This is a genomic window from Planctellipticum variicoloris (assembly GCF_030622045.1).
Lineage (GTDB): Bacteria > Planctomycetota > Planctomycetia > Planctomycetales > Planctomycetaceae > Planctellipticum > Planctellipticum variicoloris.
Map to the genome: position 1 here is coordinate 4,905,669 of NZ_CP130886.1, position 18,195 is coordinate 4,923,863.

General features: G+C 63.9%; 11 protein-coding genes. 5 read left to right on the forward strand and 6 right to left on the reverse strand.

What is annotated here, in order from left to right; all coding sequences use genetic code 11:
- Positions 1–76: 76 nt before the first annotated feature.
- From SH412_RS19085 to SH412_RS19095, 3 genes are all read left to right on the forward strand, one after another.
- The gene (locus tag SH412_RS19085; protein ID WP_336519606.1) at positions 77–1,186 is read left to right on the forward strand and encodes a cysteine hydrolase family protein; all 1,110 of its coding nucleotides are present in this window, start codon (positions 77–79) and stop codon (positions 1,184–1,186) included.
- The gene (locus SH412_RS19090; RefSeq protein ID WP_336519607.1) at positions 1,183–2,205 is read left to right on the forward strand and encodes a polysaccharide deacetylase family protein; all 1,023 of its coding nucleotides are present in this window, start codon (positions 1,183–1,185) and stop codon (positions 2,203–2,205) included. Before SH412_RS19085 ends, SH412_RS19090 begins: the two co-directional genes overlap by 4 nt.
- Positions 2,206–2,300: 95 nt before the next feature.
- Positions 2,301–5,261, forward strand: coding sequence for a PVC-type heme-binding CxxCH protein (locus SH412_RS19095; protein WP_336519608.1), 2,961 nt, complete (start codon positions 2,301–2,303; stop codon positions 5,259–5,261).
- On the opposite strand, the gene SH412_RS19100 is transcribed toward SH412_RS19095, so the two are convergent.
- From SH412_RS19100 to SH412_RS19120, 5 genes are all read right to left on the reverse strand, one after another.
- Entirely contained in the window at positions 5,228–7,954 is a 2,727-nt protein-coding gene (locus SH412_RS19100; RefSeq protein ID WP_336519609.1) for an MGH1-like glycoside hydrolase domain-containing protein, read from the reverse strand. The two genes, SH412_RS19095 and SH412_RS19100, sit on opposite strands and share 34 nt — an antisense overlap.
- Positions 7,955–8,470: 516 nt before the next feature.
- Positions 8,471–9,388, reverse strand: a complete 918-nt coding sequence (locus SH412_RS19105; protein WP_336519610.1) for an ABC transporter ATP-binding protein — start codon at positions 9,386–9,388, stop codon at positions 8,471–8,473.
- Positions 9,385–10,221 carry an ABC transporter ATP-binding protein gene (locus SH412_RS19110; RefSeq protein ID WP_336519611.1) on the reverse strand — a complete coding sequence of 279 codons (837 nt, stop codon included), beginning with the start codon at positions 10,219–10,221 and terminating at the stop codon, positions 9,385–9,387. Before SH412_RS19110 ends, SH412_RS19105 begins: the two co-directional genes overlap by 4 nt.
- 190 nt (positions 10,222–10,411) lie before the next feature.
- On the reverse strand, positions 10,412–11,521 hold the full coding sequence (locus SH412_RS19115) for an ABC transporter permease (protein ID WP_336519612.1): 1,110 nt from the start codon (positions 11,519–11,521) through the stop codon (positions 10,412–10,414).
- 59 nt (positions 11,522–11,580) lie between these two features.
- Entirely contained in the window at positions 11,581–13,023 is a 1,443-nt protein-coding gene (locus SH412_RS19120; protein ID WP_336519613.1) for a CmpA/NrtA family ABC transporter substrate-binding protein, read from the reverse strand.
- A gap of 504 nt (positions 13,024–13,527) precedes the next feature.
- Here SH412_RS19120 and SH412_RS19125 point away from each other — a divergent pair.
- Positions 13,528–14,013 carry a helix-turn-helix domain-containing protein gene (locus SH412_RS19125; protein WP_336519614.1) on the forward strand — a complete coding sequence of 162 codons (486 nt, stop codon included), beginning with the start codon at positions 13,528–13,530 and terminating at the stop codon, positions 14,011–14,013.
- Between the two features lie 46 nt (positions 14,014–14,059).
- Here the strand turns inward: SH412_RS19125 and SH412_RS19130 are convergent, their stop codons facing one another.
- Complete coding sequence (locus SH412_RS19130) at positions 14,060–14,713, reverse strand: DNA-3-methyladenine glycosylase family protein (RefSeq protein WP_336519615.1); 654 nt, start codon at positions 14,711–14,713, stop codon at positions 14,060–14,062.
- A gap of 698 nt (positions 14,714–15,411) precedes the next feature.
- Between SH412_RS19130 and cphA the strand changes: the two genes are divergently transcribed.
- Positions 15,412–18,069: a cyanophycin synthetase gene (gene cphA / locus SH412_RS19135; RefSeq protein WP_336519616.1), complete on the forward strand. Its 2,658-nt coding sequence runs from the start codon at positions 15,412–15,414 to the stop codon at positions 18,067–18,069.
- Positions 18,070–18,195: the final 126 nt, after the last annotated feature.

The following is an 18,195-nucleotide window of genomic DNA, read 5'->3' on the forward strand; positions in this document are numbered from 1 at the left end:
GCCTGCTGCGGCACGCAGTGTGCTCGGTTAGACTGCCGGACAGTCCCGCCCTGCACTTCCTAGGGAGCCACGGCCCATGCCCACAATTCCCCATCGTGCCAGCCCGCGAGCGCTCGCCTTTGCCGCGATCGTTGTATCAGCAAATCTCTACCTCCTGGCTGCGGAACCGAACGCGTCTGCCACGGTCGAAAAGCGAACCTACCGCCACGAACTGAAGAAGCTGGTCAATCCCCCGCCGCTGCTGGCGGACTTTCCCGAGTTCGTCGATCCGGTTCGCGAAACCCATCGCTACGAAGCCCCGCCGCTGATCGACGAAGAGGGGGCCGACTTGCAGGTACGGGCCTGGCGGTTCTCGTACAACGCCCGCGGCGTGATCGAGATGCCCAATCGATTGCGAGGAGACCGGACCGCGGTGATCGTCGTCCATCCCTGGGGGATCGACGACGGCCAGGGCTGGCAGACTCCCGAACCCGCCGGGGCGGCCTTTCAATGCACTCCCGAACGCAATCGCGTCGTGACGAAACATCTGACGCAAGTCGTCAATCCGCTGCTGAAGTCGCTGCGGAACAACGCGAAACTCGTCATGTACAGCCTGCCGGGCAAGGAAGATCCCGCCCGGCAGAAAATGTATCGTTCCTTTCGAGGAACGCCGGCCTTGGCCGACATTCCCGAAGGCAAACGAGAACTCCAGCAGCAGCTCACCGCGTTCAAGTACCTGGCCAGTGAACTCCCCACGTCTCTGACGCTGTCCGCCGATAGCGCGGTCATCGATTACTATGCACAGATTCCCGCCCTCGATCCGGGACCGAAGTACAACAATCCTGGTTTCTGGTCGCTGCCCGTGCCGGTCCACCAGGCGATTGACGTGGCCCGGAACGACGTCGTGATCTACGACGGCGAGGGCTACCCGGCTCTGCGGGAGTTCCTTCGGCAGAACGGCGTCCGCCACATCCTGTTGACCGGCTACAACACCGACATGTGCGTCTGCGCGACGACGGCGGGATTCGATAACCTGCGGCAGGACTTCAATGTCTTCCTGGTCGGCGACGCCACGCTCGCAACCTTTCCGGCCCAGCCGACGCCCGCCGTGCCGACCTCTGCCGCCGTCGCGTTCGCCTCCCTGAAGGTGCTGATTACGCAGGCATCCTGGATTCAGGTTTCAGCACCCGCCGGAGCAGCCAAATGAACGAACAGGACCTCCCGAAACTCTCGCGGCGCGACTGGCTGGCCCGTGTCGCAGCGGTCGCGGCGACGTTCCCGTTCTTTTCCAGTCAACTTTCCGCCGACGAGCCCAAACCGCCGGCCCTGATCGCCATCACGCTCGATCTGGAAATGAGCCAGGACTACCCGCAACGCGGTCTGAAGGAATGGAACTTCCAGAAGGGAAACCTCGACGACGCCACCAAGCAGTACGCCGTCGAAGCGGCCCGGCGAGTCAAAGCAGCCGGCGGCGTCATCCACTTCTTCTGCGTAGGCCGCGTTCTCGAACAGCCCGACGTCGAGTGGCTCAAGGAACTGCACGCCGAAGGCCACCCGATCGGCAATCACACCTACGACCACGTCAACGTGAAGGCCCGGACCGCCGTCGAATCGCAGTTCCGTTTCCAGCGCTCGCCCTGGCTCGTCGAAGGACGCAGCGCGGAAGACGTCATCCGCGAAAACATCCGGCTGACAACCCTCGCCCTCAAGGAACGTTGCGGTATCGCCGCCCGCGGCTTCCGGACCCCCGGAGGCTTCCACGACAGCCTAGGAGACCGCCCCGACGTGCAGCAGTGGCTGCTCGACGAAGGCTTCCGCTGGGTCAGCTCAAAGTATCCCGTTCACGAAACCGGCAAACCCGGCGAAGCCCCGACCGAAGCCGTCTACGACTCCATCACCGGTTCGGTCTACGCAGCGCAACCCTTCGTCTATCGGAGCGGGCTCGTTGAAATTCCGATGAGCCCGATCAGCGATGTGACCGCCTTCCGCAGCAATCGCTGGAAACGCGAGTGGTTCCTGGAGGCGATTCGCCGGTCCGTGACATGCGCCATCGATTCCGGCCAGGTTTTCGATTTCCTGGCGCATCCTTCGTGCCTGTGCGTGGAAGACCCTGACTTCGAGTCGATCGATCTGATCTGCAAGCTGGCCAATCAGGCCGGTGCGAAAGCCAAGCTGGCCTCGCTCGATGAAATCGCGGAGCGGGCACTGGTCGTGCCGAAACCGTGAAGTGAAGTCGAAGATTCCTCGTACGATGGACGTCCTCGTCCGTCGTACGGAGTAACCGACCATCCTTGAAACTAGAGCTCCAGGTGGAAACGAGCATGGCGCAATGGCGGACGCTGATTGTTGCAGTCAGCCTGATGACGGCAGACGGTGTGGCCCGCGCTCAAGGCCATTCGCCCGCTGAGGCTCCCGGGCGAATGACGCCGGCGGCGGGACTGAAGGTCGAGCTCGTCGCGAGCGAGCCGCTGGTGCGGCAGCCGGTCGCCATCGATTTCGACGATCGCGGCCGCCTATGGGTCATCCAGTACCTGCAGTACCCCAACCCTGCGGGGTTGGAGCGGGTGCAGGTCGACCGCTTCTCACGAACGAAGTACGACCGCGTCCCCGATCCGCCTCCCTACGGACCGGTCGGCGCGGATCGCCTGACGATCCTCGAAGACCGCGACGGCGACGGGCGGATGGACGCCTCGCACGACTTCGTCAGCGGGCTCAATCTGGCGAGCGGATTCGCCTTCGGCCACGGCGGCGTCTTCGTCCTCAACGTCCCTTACCTCCTCTTCTATCCCGATCGCGACCGCAATGACGTGCCGGACAGCGATCCGGAAGTGTTGCTGACCGGCTTCGGGATGGAGGATGCCCATTCGGTGGCCAACTCGCTCACCTGGGGACCGGACGGCTGGCTCTACGGCTGCCAGGGAAGCACGGTCACGGCGAACATCCGCGGCAGTGAATTCCAGCAGGGAGTCTGGCGGTATCATCCGCGCACGCGACAGTTCGAGCTGTTCTCCGAAGGAGGCGGGAACTCCTGGGGACTCGACTTCGACCGCGACGGGCAGCTCCTCTACAGCACCAACGTCGGCGGCTCGGTCATGCTGCACGCCCGACCGGGCGCCTCGCTCTGGAAACAGTTCGGCAAGCACGGCGCCCTGCACCATCCCTACGCCTTCGGTTACTTCGAACACGTCCCGCACACAAACTTCCACGGAGGCCACGTCACCGTCGGCGGCCTGCTCTATCGCGGCGACAATCTCCCCGCAGAGTACCGCGGCAAATATCTCGGCGGAGATCTGTTGGGGCATCAGGTTTTGTGGCACGACGTTACGCCGGACGGCTCGACCTTCCGTTCGTCCTATGGCGGAACGCTGCTAGCCGCCAACGACACCTGGTTTGCAACGTCGGACCTCGCGCTGGGACCGGACGGCGCGATCTACGTCGCAGACTGGCACGACCAGCGGACCGCGCACCCCGATCCCGATGCCGAATGGGATCGGACCAACGGACGCATCCTGCGGATCTCCGGCACGCAATCGGTCCGCAAGCCCGTCCTCGATCCCAACACGCTGTCATCGGCCGATCTGGTCCAGCTTCTCGACAGTTCGAACGACTGGCTGGTCCGCCGTGCCCGGCGAATTCTCAGCGAGCGCCAGGATCCCGCGGTCTGGGGAACACTACGAGAACGCCTGACGCAACCCGCGCAGGCCGTCACCATCGAAAAAAATCCGCAGGCGGAAGTCCTCTGGGCGCTGGCCGTGAGTGGCGGTTTCGACGACGCCACGGCTCTGACCTGCCTGTCGCATGCGGCCCCCGCGGTCCGGGCCTGGGCCGTCCGACTCCTCGGCGACCGCGGTCGCGTTTCCGCCCCGCTCGCTCAACGACTTCGCGAACTGGCCGGCGAAGAATCCGTCCCCGCAGTCCGGGCGGAACTGGCGGCGACCGCCCGGCGTCTCCCCGCGGCGGAGGGTCTGCCGATTGCTCTGGTACTGGTCGGGCGCGATCTCGAACGCAACGATCAGCACATCCCGCTCCTGCTCTGGTGGGCCATCGAGCAGCATGCGTTGACGGCCCCGCAGCCTCTCGTGGACTTCTTCACGTCACCCGCCGGTCGGGAATCCGCGACGGCAAAGACGTTTCTGGCTCCGCGGCTGCTGCGACGCTACGCCGCGCAAGCCACGCCTGACGCTCTGGCCGCCGTTCAAAAACTGATCCCGGTTCTCGGCGAGGAATCGGCCCTGTCCGAACTGCAGCAGGGTCTGCAACTGGCGAGCCAGCCGGCGACTGCGGAAAGCCTCCGCCCGGTGATCGAGCCGCTGTGGCGATCAGAGACCAGCAGCCCCCGACTGATCGCCCTGGCCCTGCAGGCGCAATTGCCGGGGGCGCGAGAACGCTGGAGCAGCTTGCTGGCCGATCCCGCCATCCCGGCGAAGTCCAAGACAGACTTGCTCGCACTGGCCCCGGCATCGGGCGGAGATCGCGATGCCCGGACGCTGCTGGCCCTGCTGGAACCGGCGTCGCCCGATCCCGTGCGACTGGCGGCAATCCAGGCGCTCTCCCGCATCTCGGACGAATCCATCCCCCGGGAAATCCTGCGCCAATATCCCGTGTGGTCATCATCCGCAAAGGCGCAAGCCCGAGAATTACTCCTCAGCCGCGCCAGTTGGGCCGCTCTGCTGCTCAACGAAGTCGATGCCGGTCGGCTGCCGGCCACGGAAATCCCCGTCGCCGACCTGACCCGCGTGGCCCTGCACCGCGACAAGCAACTCGATCAGCTCGTCCGCAAACACTGGGGCATCGTGACCAGCGGCACGCCGGAGGAGCGCCTCGCGGAAGTCCGCCGGTTCAACAACGACCTGCGGGCTTCGGCGGGCGTCCCGGCGAATGGTTCCCTGATCTACAAGAAGCTCTGCGCCACCTGCCACCCCCGCGCCGGCGAAGGGACGCGCGTCGGCCCCGACCTGGCCCACGCCAACCGGCAGGACCGCCAGTTTCTGCTGACCAGCCTGGTCGATCCCAGCGCCCAGATCCGCGGCGAGTACGTCCAGCACGTCCTGCAGACGACCGACGGCCGCGTCTACACCGGCCTCCTCGTCGAACAGAACGCCGCCGCGGTTGCGCTGCGAACCGCGAAGCAGGAGCTGATCACCATTCCGCGCGCCGACATCGAAGCGCTCGAAACATCCACCGTCTCGCTGATGCCCGAAAACCTGCTGAAACCCCTCGCGCCGCAGGAACTGCGGGACTTGTTTTCCTACCTGGAATCCCCCGGAACGCTCGCCCCCTGACCGCCCGGAATATGAGCACCGCTGGTCGGGACCTTGACTGCCGTCGACGACAACAGCCGCGCCACCAGCGCCGTCCAGCCGGTCTGATGGCTGGCGCCGAGTCCGCGTCCGTCGTCTCCATGAAAATACTCGTGGAACAGCACCAGATCCCGCCAGTGCGGATCTGACGCAAATCGAACATCGTCGCCGTGACAGGGCCGCCGCCCCTTCTCGTCCGGCAGAAACAGCCCCACGAGCCGATGCGCCAGTTCGGCCGCGACCTGCTGCAGATTGAGCCGCTTTCCCGACCCCGTCGGATATTCGACCTGAAACGAATCGCCATAGAAGTGGTGATACCGTTCCAGCGCCTCGATGAGCAGATAGTTCACCGGAAACCACAACGGCCCGCGCCAGTTCGAATTGCCGCCGAACATCCACGACGTCGACTCCGCCGGATTGTACTCCACGCACTGTTCCTCCCCGTCCGCACGAAACACGTACGGATGCTCCTTATGAAACCGGCTCATCGCCCGCACGCCATACGGAGCCAGGAACTCCGCCTCATCCAGCACATAGCTGAGAACCCGCTCCAGCCGATCGTGCGACGGAATCGCCAGCAGCCGGTGGATGTGCGTCGAACCGTTGTGCTCCAGCTCCAGGCACGACACCTGCCTCGCGAGATCCTGCCGATGATTGAGAAACCACTCCAACCGCCGGGCGAACCCCGGCAGCTTGTGCAGCAGTTCGTCGTCAAGCACTTCCACCGCAAACAGCGGGATAATCCCCACGATCGACCGGATCTGCAGACGAATCGAATCCCCGTTGGTATGCAATTGGTCGTAGTAGAATCCGTCCTTGTCGTCCCACAGCCCGGAGCCCCCCAGGCGATTCATTGCGTCCGCAATCGAAATGAAGTGCTCGAAGAACTTGGACGCCACATCTTCGTAGGCCGGATCCTCGACCGCCAGCTCCAGCGCCATCGCCAGCATCGTCGTCGAGTAGAACGCCATCCAAGCCGTGCCGTCCGCCTGCTCGAGATGCCCCCCCTTCGGCAAGGGCTTCGACCGGTCGAAGACCCCGATGTTGTCCAGCCCCAGAAAGCCCCCGGCGAACAGATGCTTGCCGTGGACGTCCTTGCGGTTCACCCACCACGTGAAGTTGATCAGCAGCTTGTGAAACGCCCGCTCCAGAAAACTCCGGTCGCGCCCGCCCTTCGGCCCGGTCATCTTGTAGACGCGCCAGCAGGCCCACGCATGCACCGGCGGATTCACGTCGGAAAACGCCCATTCATACGCCGGGATCTGCCCGTTCGGATGCATGTACCACTCCCGCAGCATCAGCAGAAGCTGAGACTTGGCGAACTCCGGATCGACCGTCGCCATCGGGATCATATGGAACGCCAGGTCCCACGCGGCGTACCACGGATACTCCCACTTGTCAGGCATCGAAATCACGTCGCGATTGAACAGGTGCTTCCAGTCGGCGTTCCGCCCCTCCAGACGACTCGCAGGCGGCTTCGGCTGATCGGGATCCCCCTTCAGCCAGTCGTCGACCGCGTAGTGATAAAACTGCTTCGACCACAGCAGCCCCGCATACGCCTGCCGCGCAATCAGTCGCTCCTGGGCCGGCGTCCCCGCCGGAATCTTCGACGCATAAAACTGATCGGCCTCCGCAACCCGGGCGGCGAAAACCTCGTCGAATTCGGAACCGAACGGCGTCTCCGGGAGCGCGGCCTCGGACGCCAGCCGCAACCGAATAACGATTTCGCCCCCCGCGGGAATCTCAAGCACATAATGCGGCGCTGCTTTGGTGCCGCGAGGCGTCAGGCTGATCGCCGCCGCCTTGCCGTCGATGACATAGTCGTGAAAGGCATCCTTCGCCGGCTGCATCGTTCCCGGCGAATCGTACAGGTGCATCTGGTTCGATTCGTTCTCCGTAAACAACACAGGAACTTCGCCGGCGCTCGCGGGCCGTTCGAAATACAGCCGGAATCGGTTCAACGTGGCGTGGTCGGCCAGCAGAGAACCGTCCCGCTGCAGCGTCAACCGCGGCTTCCGCTCGCAACCCTCGTGCGTGCAGCCCCACGCCCACGTATTGCGGAACCACAGCGTCGGCAACAGGTGCATCGTCGCAGCCTCCGCGGCGCGATTGGCAATCGTCACCCGGATTAGAATGTCATCCGGCGACGCCTTCGCGTACTCCGCAAAGACGTCGAAGTACCGGCTGTCGTCGAACACGCCGGTATCGACCAGTTCGAACTCCGGCTCCAGCTTCCCCCGCCGGGCGTTCTCCGTTCGCAACAGATCGTACGGAAACTCAGCCTGCGGATACTTGTAAAGAGCTTTCAAGTACGAATGCGTCGGAGTGGAGTCGAGATAGAAATACGCCTCTTTGACGTCCTCGCCGTGATTCCCTTCCGGTCCCGACAGCCCAAACAGGCGTTCCTTGAGAATCGGGTCTTTGCCGTTCCAGAGGGCCAGCGCGAAGCAGAGCCGGCATTCCCGGTCCGTAATTCCCAACAGGCCGTCTTCGCCCCAGCGATAGGCCCGGCTGCGCGCATGGTCGTGCGGAAAATAAGTCCAACTGTTCCCCCCGGCGGAATAGTCCTCGCGCACCGTCCCCCATTGTCGCTCGGAAAGGTACGGCCCCCAGCGATGCCAGTTGGCGGTGCGATTGTAAGAGGCCTCCAGACGAACTTCTTCAGCGGTAAGCATGCCAGTTTCCGACAGACGACGGGCCAACAGAATGCAGAATGAAGGACGAGCATGCTGCAGATTCCAGGTGTCCTTCAAGAATAGACGAAACCGCCGCCGCAGCGGTAGAGAGGGACCGGAACGCCAAAACGTCCGGGGAAGCCGGCATTCAAGTCGACCGGCGCAATCGCCCGGGACGCGCTACGCACCGATGAATGCACAAGAGCGGAGATTTCCGAAGGAGCAGCGCAACCGCAAGTCCGTCCGCAGCTCAACCTGCAGCGGAAATCACCGGCATCGATTCAGAAACAGAGCGTCTTCCATCTTGTCCTCTCTCCCGCTGTCTTCAGTGGGAGATGGCCAGGGTGAGGGTCTTCGAATGTGCCGGAGCGTTGTCCACGGAGAAAAGTCGGCGCGACTCACATCCGTGGCCGATGATTGAGTCCTCTGCCGCTTCGGGCGCAAAGAAGCGCCGACCGACCGTCGAAACATCCGCAGCGTTCGTCGTTCGACCGCCAGATGTCGACCGCCCCGCTCTCAGGAAACGACCGCCTCGACCTGCCGGTCGCAGCGAACTTCGGGAGCCTCCCCGGCCCCTTCCGAAGGATCCGCCGCCAGCCCCGCCTCCGCCTCCGCCCGCTGGTCGGCGACCCGGTCCGCCATGTGTCCGACGGCGTGGTCTTCCAGGAAGCCCACGAGCTGTTCCCGCAGAGCCTCGAACTCGGGATCTTCCAGCAGCGCAACGCGATTGCGCGGTCGGGGAAACGGGATCTCCAGGATGCCCCCGACGCGGGCCTCCGGCCCATTGGTCATCATGACCACTCGGTCGGACAGCAGCAGCGCTTCGTCGACGTCGTGCGTCACCATCAGCGCCGTCTTCTGATCGCTCTGCCAGAGATCGATCAGAATCTGTTGCAACTCCAGCCGGGTCAGCGAATCGAGCATCCCGAACGGCTCGTCGAGCAGCAACAGCTTCGGATTCAGGGCAAACGCCCGGGCCAGGCCCACGCGCTGCCGCATTCCCTGCGACAACTCCCCCGGCCGCCGATGGATCGAGTCGCCAAGACCGACCAGTTCCAGATAATGGATCGCCGTCTCGTCGATCTCTTGGCGACTGTTCCGAGGACGGACCTGCCGGATTCCCAGCGTGACATTCTGCAGGGCGGTCAGCCACGGGAGCAGCGAGGGAGACTGGAACACGACGCCCCGGTCCGGACCGGGACCGTCGATTTCGCGGCCCGCCAGAACCAGGCCCCCTTCTGAGATCTCGTTCAACCCCGCCACCATTGAAAGAACCGTCGATTTGCCGCAACCCGAGTGTCCGATCAGCGAGACGAACTCCCCCTGCTTCACGACGAGGTTGAAGTCCCGGACGACCGCCACCGGCCCTTTCGGCCCCGGATACGACTTCGTCACGCGCCACAATTCCAGGTAACGATCAACGGCGGGATTCATCGGGCACCTGCTGCACTCAGGGTGTAGGAAGGAATCGCTTCGGCTGCTCGAGACGGCTTGCCGCGCGCGACCGTCAGCAGCCAGTCCGTCAGATCCCGGCGGAGGTGTCGAAAGACGGGATCTTTGGCAATCGCCTTGCGATCTCTCGGCCGGTCGGCATGGACCGGAAACTCCGGCCCCAGCGTCCCCCCCGGCCCCGCTGTCAGCGGAATAATCCGGTCCGCCAGCAGCAACGCCTCGTCGAGATCGTTGGTGATCAGCACCACGGTTTTGCGGGTCTGCTCCCAGATCCGCTCGATTTCGTCCTGCAGCGTTGCCCGCGTCAGTGCATCGAGTGCCCCGAGCGGTTCATCCAGCAGCAGCACGTCCGGATCCATCGCCAGCGCCCGAGCGACCGAAACCCGTTGACGCATGCCGCCGGAAAGCTGGGCCGGCCGCTTCTGGGCCGCCGGCGCCAGATTCACCAGCTTGAGGTATTCTTCCACTCGTTCCCGTTTGCGTTCGCGCGACCAGCCGCTGCAGACCTGATCGACCGCCAGCCGCACGTTGTCAAAAACGGTCAGCCAGGGGAGGAGCGAGTAGTTCTGGAAGACGACCCCCCGCTCCGGACCGGGACCGGCGATCGGTTTGCCGTCGAGCAGAATCTGGCCCCGGTCGGGAGTCAGCAGCCCGGCAATCAGCGAGATCAGCGTCGTCTTGCCGCTGCCGGAAAACCCCACGATCGCCACGAACTCGCCGCGGCCGACCTGCAGATTGACGTTCTTCAGCACCTCGGTCGTCCGGCCGTTCGCCTGAAACGACTTCGAGACGCCGTTCATTTCCAGATAGGACATGGTAATTTTCTCGCCGCCCGGAAGAGAGGAATCCTGTCCGTGACTGCTTTGTCACCGCGACATTGACGGGGTGCTTCAAGAGAGGGTACAGGGAGTAGGGAATGGCCAGAGGAAGTCGCGTCGATACGGCCTCTTTTGTCTGGCTACTCCCTATTCGCTACTCGCTATTCCCTCACCCTATGGCAATCCACTACGCCGACACAGCGGAGTCAAAGCTGACGAGCTTCTGACAGACAATCATCACGCGGTCGAGCAGGAATCCGATGATGCCGATCGTGAAGACCGCCACCATGATCTGGGCCAGCGTCTCGCTGGAACCGTTCTGAAACATGTCCCACACGAACTTCCCCAGCCCCGGATTCTGCGCCAGCATCTCGGCGGCGATCAGCACCATCCAGCCGACCCCCAGAGAAATCCGCAGTCCGGTGAACATCAGCGGCAGCGACGCCGGCAGAATGATCTTGAAGACGCGCGTCACCGGTCCCAGCCGCAGCACGCGGGCGACATTGATGTAATCCTTGTCGATCGAAGCCACCGCCAGCGCCGTGTTGACCAGCGTCGGCCAGAGCGAACACAGCGCCACAGTCAACGCCGAGCTGATGAACGACTTCTCGAACCACGCTTCCGAGGGATCGGTCGTGTAGACGGCGCCGACCACGATCATCACGATCGGCAGCCACGCCAGCGGCGAAACCGGTTTGAAGATCTGAATGAAGGGATTCACGCAGGCCATGAACGTCGGGCTGAGTCCGCACAGAATGCCCACCGGAATCGCCACCAGCGAAGCCAGCACAAACCCCGTGAAGACCGTCTTCAGGCTGGTGAGAATCTGATCGAGATAGGAGGGACTCCCCGAAAACTTGCGACGGGCGGTTCTGGACGCCAGTTCGTCCTGCTTGACCGCATTCTTTTCCAGTCGCTCCTTCAGCGCTGCATTGGCAGGAACCGCAGCAGCCGCCCGCATTTCCGCCGCCTTGGCGGTATGCACGCGAACCTTGGCATCCCGCTCGACGTAGAACGCCGCTCGCTGCTGCACCGTCTCGCGATGCGCGGCGAACAGACTCTGACCAGCCACCCACACCTGCCGCGGATTCGGGATCTTCCCGAAGCGAGTTTCGACGCTGGCGGCCCCGATCGTCCAGAGCCCCAGAAACATCAGAAACGCCACCGCCGGCATCACCAGGAGTTGCGTGATCTTGCGGACCTGCTCGGGACGATTCTCCCCCGCACACAACCGGACGACCGGTTCGAACGCCGAAAAGCCCGTCAACTGCAGACCGTTGATGAGAAACTGTTTCATAATGGTCTCGCGGTTCCCTCTGAGTGACTGGGAATCATTTGAAGCCCTGCCCGCCCCGCTCAGTCCTTGCGGCCGATCGGAAACTTTGCGAGATACTCCCGCGGCCGGCGCCCGTTGAATTCCATGCCGTCGATGAATTCGCTGGTCGCGGACTTGTAGCCGTCGGTATCCCAGGGAACGTCGTCCGTCGTCAACTGCCCCTCGTCGACGAGCAACTGCGCCGCCTGCCGATAGATTTCGGGCAGGTAGATCGACTTCGCCGTCTCGTGATACCAGGCGTCGTCCCGCGGCTCGTCGATCTGCCCCCAGCGCCGCATCTGCGTGAGGTACCAGATGCAGTCGCTGTAGTACGGATAAGTCGCAAAACCCTCGAAGAAGACGTTGAAGTCCTTCTGCTCCTGCCGGTCGGTCGACTGGAATAGAAATGTTCCCGTCATGCTGTTGGCGATCACATCGTAGTCCGCCCCGACGTAGTCCTTGCGGGCCAGGATCTCGCAGGCCCGCTTCCGATTCAGGAACTCCCCCTTCTCGTCCACCGCATCCAGCCACTTTCCCGCCCGGATCAGCGCCTTGACCACCGCCAGATGGGTCTGTGGATGCTTCCCGGCCCACTCCTTCGTCACGCCGAACACTTTCTCCGGGTTGTTCTTCCAGATCTCGGAATCGGTCACCACGCACACGCCGATGTCTCGCATCACCGCCTGCTGATTCCAGGGCTCCCCGACGCAGTAACCCTGAATCGTGCCGGCTTCGAGCGTGGCCGGCATCTGCGGGGGAGGCGTCACCGAAATCAGCACGTCGCCGTCGATCACGCCGCGCGTGTCGTCCGCGGTATAGAAGCCCGGATGGATGCCCGCCGCCGCCAGCCAGTACCGCAGTTCGTAATTGTGCGTCGAGACCGGAAACACCATTCCCAGCTTGAGAGGATCTCCGGCCGCCTTCTGCCGGTCGGCGACGACCTTCAACGCGGCGGCGGTGATCGGATGCGGCGGCGTCGGGGAATCCAGTTTGGGATCCGCTTCCTGCATCTGCTGCCAGACTGACTTGGAAACGGTAATGCCGTTGCCATTCAGATCCATGCTGAAGGCCGTGACGATGTGCGCCTTCGTGCCGAACCCGACCGTCGCGGCGATCGGCTGGCCCGCCAGCATGTGCGCCCCGTCGAGCTCGCCGCTGATGACGCGATCGAGCAGAATTTTCCAGTTGGCCTGCGCTTCGACCGTGACCGACAACCCTTCGTCGTCGAAGTAGCCAAGCTCCTTCGCGATCACAATCGGAGCGCAGTCGGTCAGCTTGATGAAGCCCAGCTTCAGCTCGTCTTTCTCCAGATCGAGTTGTTCTTTGGCCAGCAGTGCAGCCGCATCCCCAACCGCCGCCGTTCTTGATGCCGACGGCGCCGGAGTCGCTGCAGTCGACCCCCCGCACCCGACCGCAGCCGCCAGCACGCCACAGCACAGCACCACCCGGCTCCAGGCTGTCAGCAAAAACGGCGAATCAGGCATCCTGCAGACCTTTCTGGCGGGGAACGCAGTTCCGTGGATCGGACGGGCGCACACGCTTCAAAGACGCATTGCGACGGGTCTCGCTGGACCTTGAACTGCAAGGACCACGCCCGATCGGGCAGACCGTCGACTCCGCAGGGCGGAAGATTCGGATAGCCGAAACCGGACTTGCGGCGATCCACGACGGCGACGCGGCATTCCACGCGGTACTCCCAGCAGAAAACGCAGGGCGGACCGGCGGCGGACCGTCCGGTTTCCGATCGCGTCGGCAGGCGTGCCAGAAATCTGGGCAGTGACGCGTCGACGACCCAATTCCGTCAATCGCCAGCGTCCTTCACGCTCGGTTGCCCGCACGCCCGGGATCAGGGAGCCGGCCAATGCCCCGGATTCTGAGACAGGTCAAGCCGAAGATCGAGACCTCGCAACACCTTACGTGCCCGGCAAAAACTTTTTCCGACACCTTTGGTGATTCGGGGTGTTTCAAACAGAACGAAGGAGGTGTTCATGGAACCTGCGAAGACGACTGATTGTGCGCAGCTCGAACAATTGGCCGACTCCGACAATCCGACGACAGCCCTGAGGGCAAAAATCGTTCTGCTCTCGCAAAAGGGTTTTGCCACGGCAGAAATTGCGTCGACGTTGGGAGTCTCTCGAAAAACGGTCTGGCGCTGGCGAACCCGCTTTGACCGGGGGGGCATGGAAGAAGTGACCCGAATTCCGCGACGCAGCGGTCGCAAGCCGACCATCCGCCGCAGCGTCGAGTCGAAAATCATCGAGACGACGCTTCACGAGCCACCCACGCACGGCCGCCGCTGGACGACGCGGCTCCTCGCGCAGACGCTCGGGGTCTCCCGCGCCATGGTTCACCGCGTGTGGCGCGAAGCTGGCATCACGCCCCCCGAAGCCGAATCCGGGCCGCGGGAACGCCGCGTCGACCCGACCGTCAATGGCGCCCCCGTCAGCGGCCTCGCGGTGTGCGGCGCCCATTGATCTCGGCGTTGAAAACGGAAACGCTCTCCCGGATTCTGGCCGTCCATCAAACGGGATAAACCGTAGCGGCTTGGCCGGGATCATTCTTCAGATCGGAAAGCCGCCAGGCATACCAGGTCCCCAGCGTCGCATAAGGCGACCAGTGGGCGGCGAGCTCCCGGCTCTCCTTCAAGCCGGGAGTCTCCGCCAACTCGTAGAGCTCGCGCATCGCCGACCGCAACCCCAGATCCGCTTCCGGAAAGACGTCCAGCCGCCCAAGCGCAAAGATCAGGAACATCTGGGCGGTCCACTTGCCGATCCCGTGCACTTCCGTCAGGCGGTCGATCGCCTCCGCGTCGGAATAACGCCCGAGCCGATTCAGCGGCAACCGACCCGATAACACATGATCCGCCAGGTCGCGAATGTAGGCCACTTTCTGCCCGGAAAGCCCGGCGCCGCGCAGCGCCGCATCGGAGGCCCGGATCAGTACCTGCGGATCGAGTTGCTGCACCTGCAGATCCGCCAGCAGCTTCAGCCGGATCGACCGGGCGGCTTTCGTCGAAATCTGCTGCGAGATAATGCTGCGAACCAGCAGATCAAATCGGTCGCGATGCAGTTTGAGCGTGCAGGGTCCCACCCGGAGCATCAGACCGTGCATCGCCGGGTCGGACGCCAGAAAGTGCTCCCGGGCGGCGGTGATTTTCTCATTCGGAATTCTCATACGGGCAGCCCTCCAGGATTTTCCGGCGACCAGCGGACAACCGTCTTCGGAATTCCCGCGCCGGCCGCGACTTCAACCGGCCGAACCAGGCCCGGCGACCTTCGGCCAGAGTGAGAGAAATTCGCAACCGAATTCGGTGTCGAGACTTAAGACAGCCTTTCGCATCGAGTTCACAACTCGAAATTCCGGTTCGCCAAGACTTGCAGCAAGAGCAGTCGGCTCAGACTGGAAGAGTGCGAAAATCGTCTCGGCGATGCAATCCATCGGCACCTTCCGCAGCGATTAAGCGGGGTCGCCGCCATTGACTCACGCGGAAACCGATTCGCAGGGGAAATTATCATGGAGTCGGCTGCATCGGGCCGTAATAATAGGTGCCGTGGGTCGCATGGATGTTGTGCCCGATCGATCGGCTGCGGCCGATTCGTCCCCAGGGGTTTACCACAGGCCATCATGCTGCAACACCCGCTGACGCTCCGTCCGCCCCATCTGCCGCAAGGGTACGCCTGACGCGGCCGCCCCCCCCGGCTGGGATCAAGCTCTCCCGATCTGAGCCCGCTGAATCCGGAACCGGCTGACATCGCCGAGAGATTCCGTGATCCCCAGTGAAACCTCCCGGCCCTTCCTGTCAACTGTAAGAGATCCCGCACCGGCGCGCAACCTCCGTCTGCCCGCCTCTCCCGATTGCCGAACCGCCCGCTATGGAAATTCTTCGCGTCCTCACCCTCCGCGGCCCGAATATCTGGTCCCGCCAGCCGGCCTTGGAAGTCTGGGTCGATCTCGGCCCGCTGAAGGACACCTCGTCGGAACAGATCGCCGGATTCAACGACCGGCTCATGGCCTGGCTCCCGACAATGATCGAACATCGCTGCAGCATCGGCGAACGGGGTGGATTCTTTCAGCGACTGCGCCGGGGAACCTACCTTGCCCATATCCTGGAGCACGTCACGCTGGAGCTGCAGACGCTGGCCGGCACGCCAGTCGGCTTCGGCCGAGCCCGCGAGACGCAAGTCGAAGGCGTCTACAAGGTTGCGATCCGATTCCAGGAAGAGTCCCTGGCGCGAGCCTGCCTGGAGACCGCCCGTCGACTCTGCCTGGCCGCAGTCTACGACCTCCCGTTCAACATTGCCGAAGAACTGAAGCCCCTGCGGGAGCTCGCCGACAAGGTCTGCCTCGGTCCGAGCACCCAGGCCATTGTCGAAGCGGCTCGGGCGCGCGAAATTCCGGTCCGCCGCCTCAACGCCGGCAGCCTCGTGCAGCTCGGCCACGGCGTCAACCAGCGCAGAATCTGGACGGCCGAAACGGACCGGACCAGCGCGATCGCCGAATCGATCGCCCAGGACAAGGACTTGACCAAGGTCATGCTCCGTTCCGCGGGCATTCCGGTCCCCGAAGGCCGGCAGGTCGACAGTCCGGAAGACGCCTGGGCCGCCGCCGAGGAAATCGAAGGACCGGTCGTCGTCAAACCGCTCGACGCCAATCACGGCCGCGGCGTCTTCATGAATCTGACCGGCCGGGACCAGGTCACCAGCGCCTACCACGAGGCCCTGAAAGAAGGTTCCGGCGTGCTGGTGGAGCAGTTTGCCCCCGGCGCTGAGCACCGCCTGCTGGTCATCGGCGGCAAGCTCGTTGCGGCGGCGCGCGGCGACGCCGCCGTCGTGATCGGCGACGGCCAGCAGACCATCGCCGAACTGATCGAATCGCAGATCAATTCCGATCCGCGCCGCGGCGATGACGAAATGTGCCCCCTGAACCCGGTGCTGCTGGACCTCATGACGCTGACGGAGCTGGACCGCCAGGACATGCGTCCGGAGAGCGTTCCGCGACGCGGAGCGCGAGTTCTGGTCCGGCGGAACGACAACCTCTCCCACGACGTCACCGACGACGTCCACCCCTCCGTCGCCGAACACGCGGTCCTCGCCGCGCACGTCGTCGGGCTCGACATCGCCGGGCTCGATGTCGTCGCCACCAATATCTCCCAGCCCCTCGAAGAACAGGGGGGCGTTGTCGTCGAAGTCAACGCCGGCCCCGGCCTGCTCATGCACCTCCGCCCCAGCGAAGGCAAGCCCCGGCCGGTCGGCGAAGCCATCGTCGCCACCATGTTCCCCGAAGGAGAAACCGGACGCATCCCCATTGCCTGCGTCACCGGAACCAACGGCAAGACCACAGTCTCCCGCCTGCTGACCGGCATTTTGAAGCTGGCGGGGCGAACGGTGGGGCTGGCCTGCAGCGACGGCATCTCCGTCGACGGCCGCATCATCGAAACCGGGGACTGCGCCGGTCCGCGCAGCGCCCGCAACATCCTCCTCAACCCCCTGGTCGACGCCGCCGTGCTGGAGGCGGGGCGGGGCGGGATTTTGCGGGAGGGGCTTGGCTTCGACAAATGCGACGTCGCCGTCGTCACCAACATCGGCGGCGGCGACCATCTCGGCGCGTACGACATCCACACCGCCGAAGACATGTTCAAAGTCAAACGGACGCCGGTCGATGTCGTTCGACCGACGGGGGCGGCGGTTCTGAACGCCGCCGATCCGGTCGTGGCGGAAATGGAATCGCTGTGCGCCGGCGGCGTGATTTTCTTCGCGATGGATCCGGAACAGCCCGTTCTGGCCCGGCACCGGTCCGCCGGTCGCAAGGCTGTCGCGCTGCTGGATGGCGTGGTGACATTTTTCGACGGACCGGATCGACGGCCGCTGGTCGCCGTGGCCGAACTTCCGTGTACGCATGGCGGTCGGGCAGAATTCCAGGTCGAGAATGTCCTGGCGGCAGCCGCCGCCGCGTGGGGGCTGGGAATCGATCTGGAGTTCATCCGGGCCGGCCTGCGGGCGTTCAGCGGAAATCTGATGGACGATCCCGCCCGTTTCAATGTTCTGGAAGTGGCGGGGAAGACGCTGGTGGTCACGGACCTCCGGAACGCGTCGGCGCTGCAGGCGCTGATCGCCACGCTGAACCGATTTCCCAATGCCCGGCGGAGCATTGTCTACTCGGTTGAAGAGGATCGGCGGGACGCCGATATCGAAACGCAGGGTCAGTTGCTGGGAGCGGCATTCGACCGCGTGTATCTGTGCGAGTTTGAGCGGGGGAGTCTGAGGCGGGCTGGAGAAGTGATCGAACTGCTTCGACAGGGTATCGGGCCGGAACCGCGGGCCGAACGTATCGAAGAACTCCTGGAGTGGAATGCTGCAGTGGACGTGGCGTGGAACAGTCTGGAACGGGGAGAGCTGCTCGTCGTGCAGTCCTCCAGCATTTCGCAGACGGTGCGCAAGATCCGGTTGCTGGCGGGGATGGAACGATTGGTTCCCGATGCGGCGACCGTGGGCGGAGCCAACGGCACGACGATTGCGTTCAGTGCGAACTGAAAGAACGGCCTGGCAGATTCTGCACCGCTCAGGCCCGGGTCACACAACCGCAGAGACACCATAGAGGATTATCGACGCAACTCCAGCTTCGCGATGGATTCCCCGCCAGTCCGGGGGCTCGCAGGG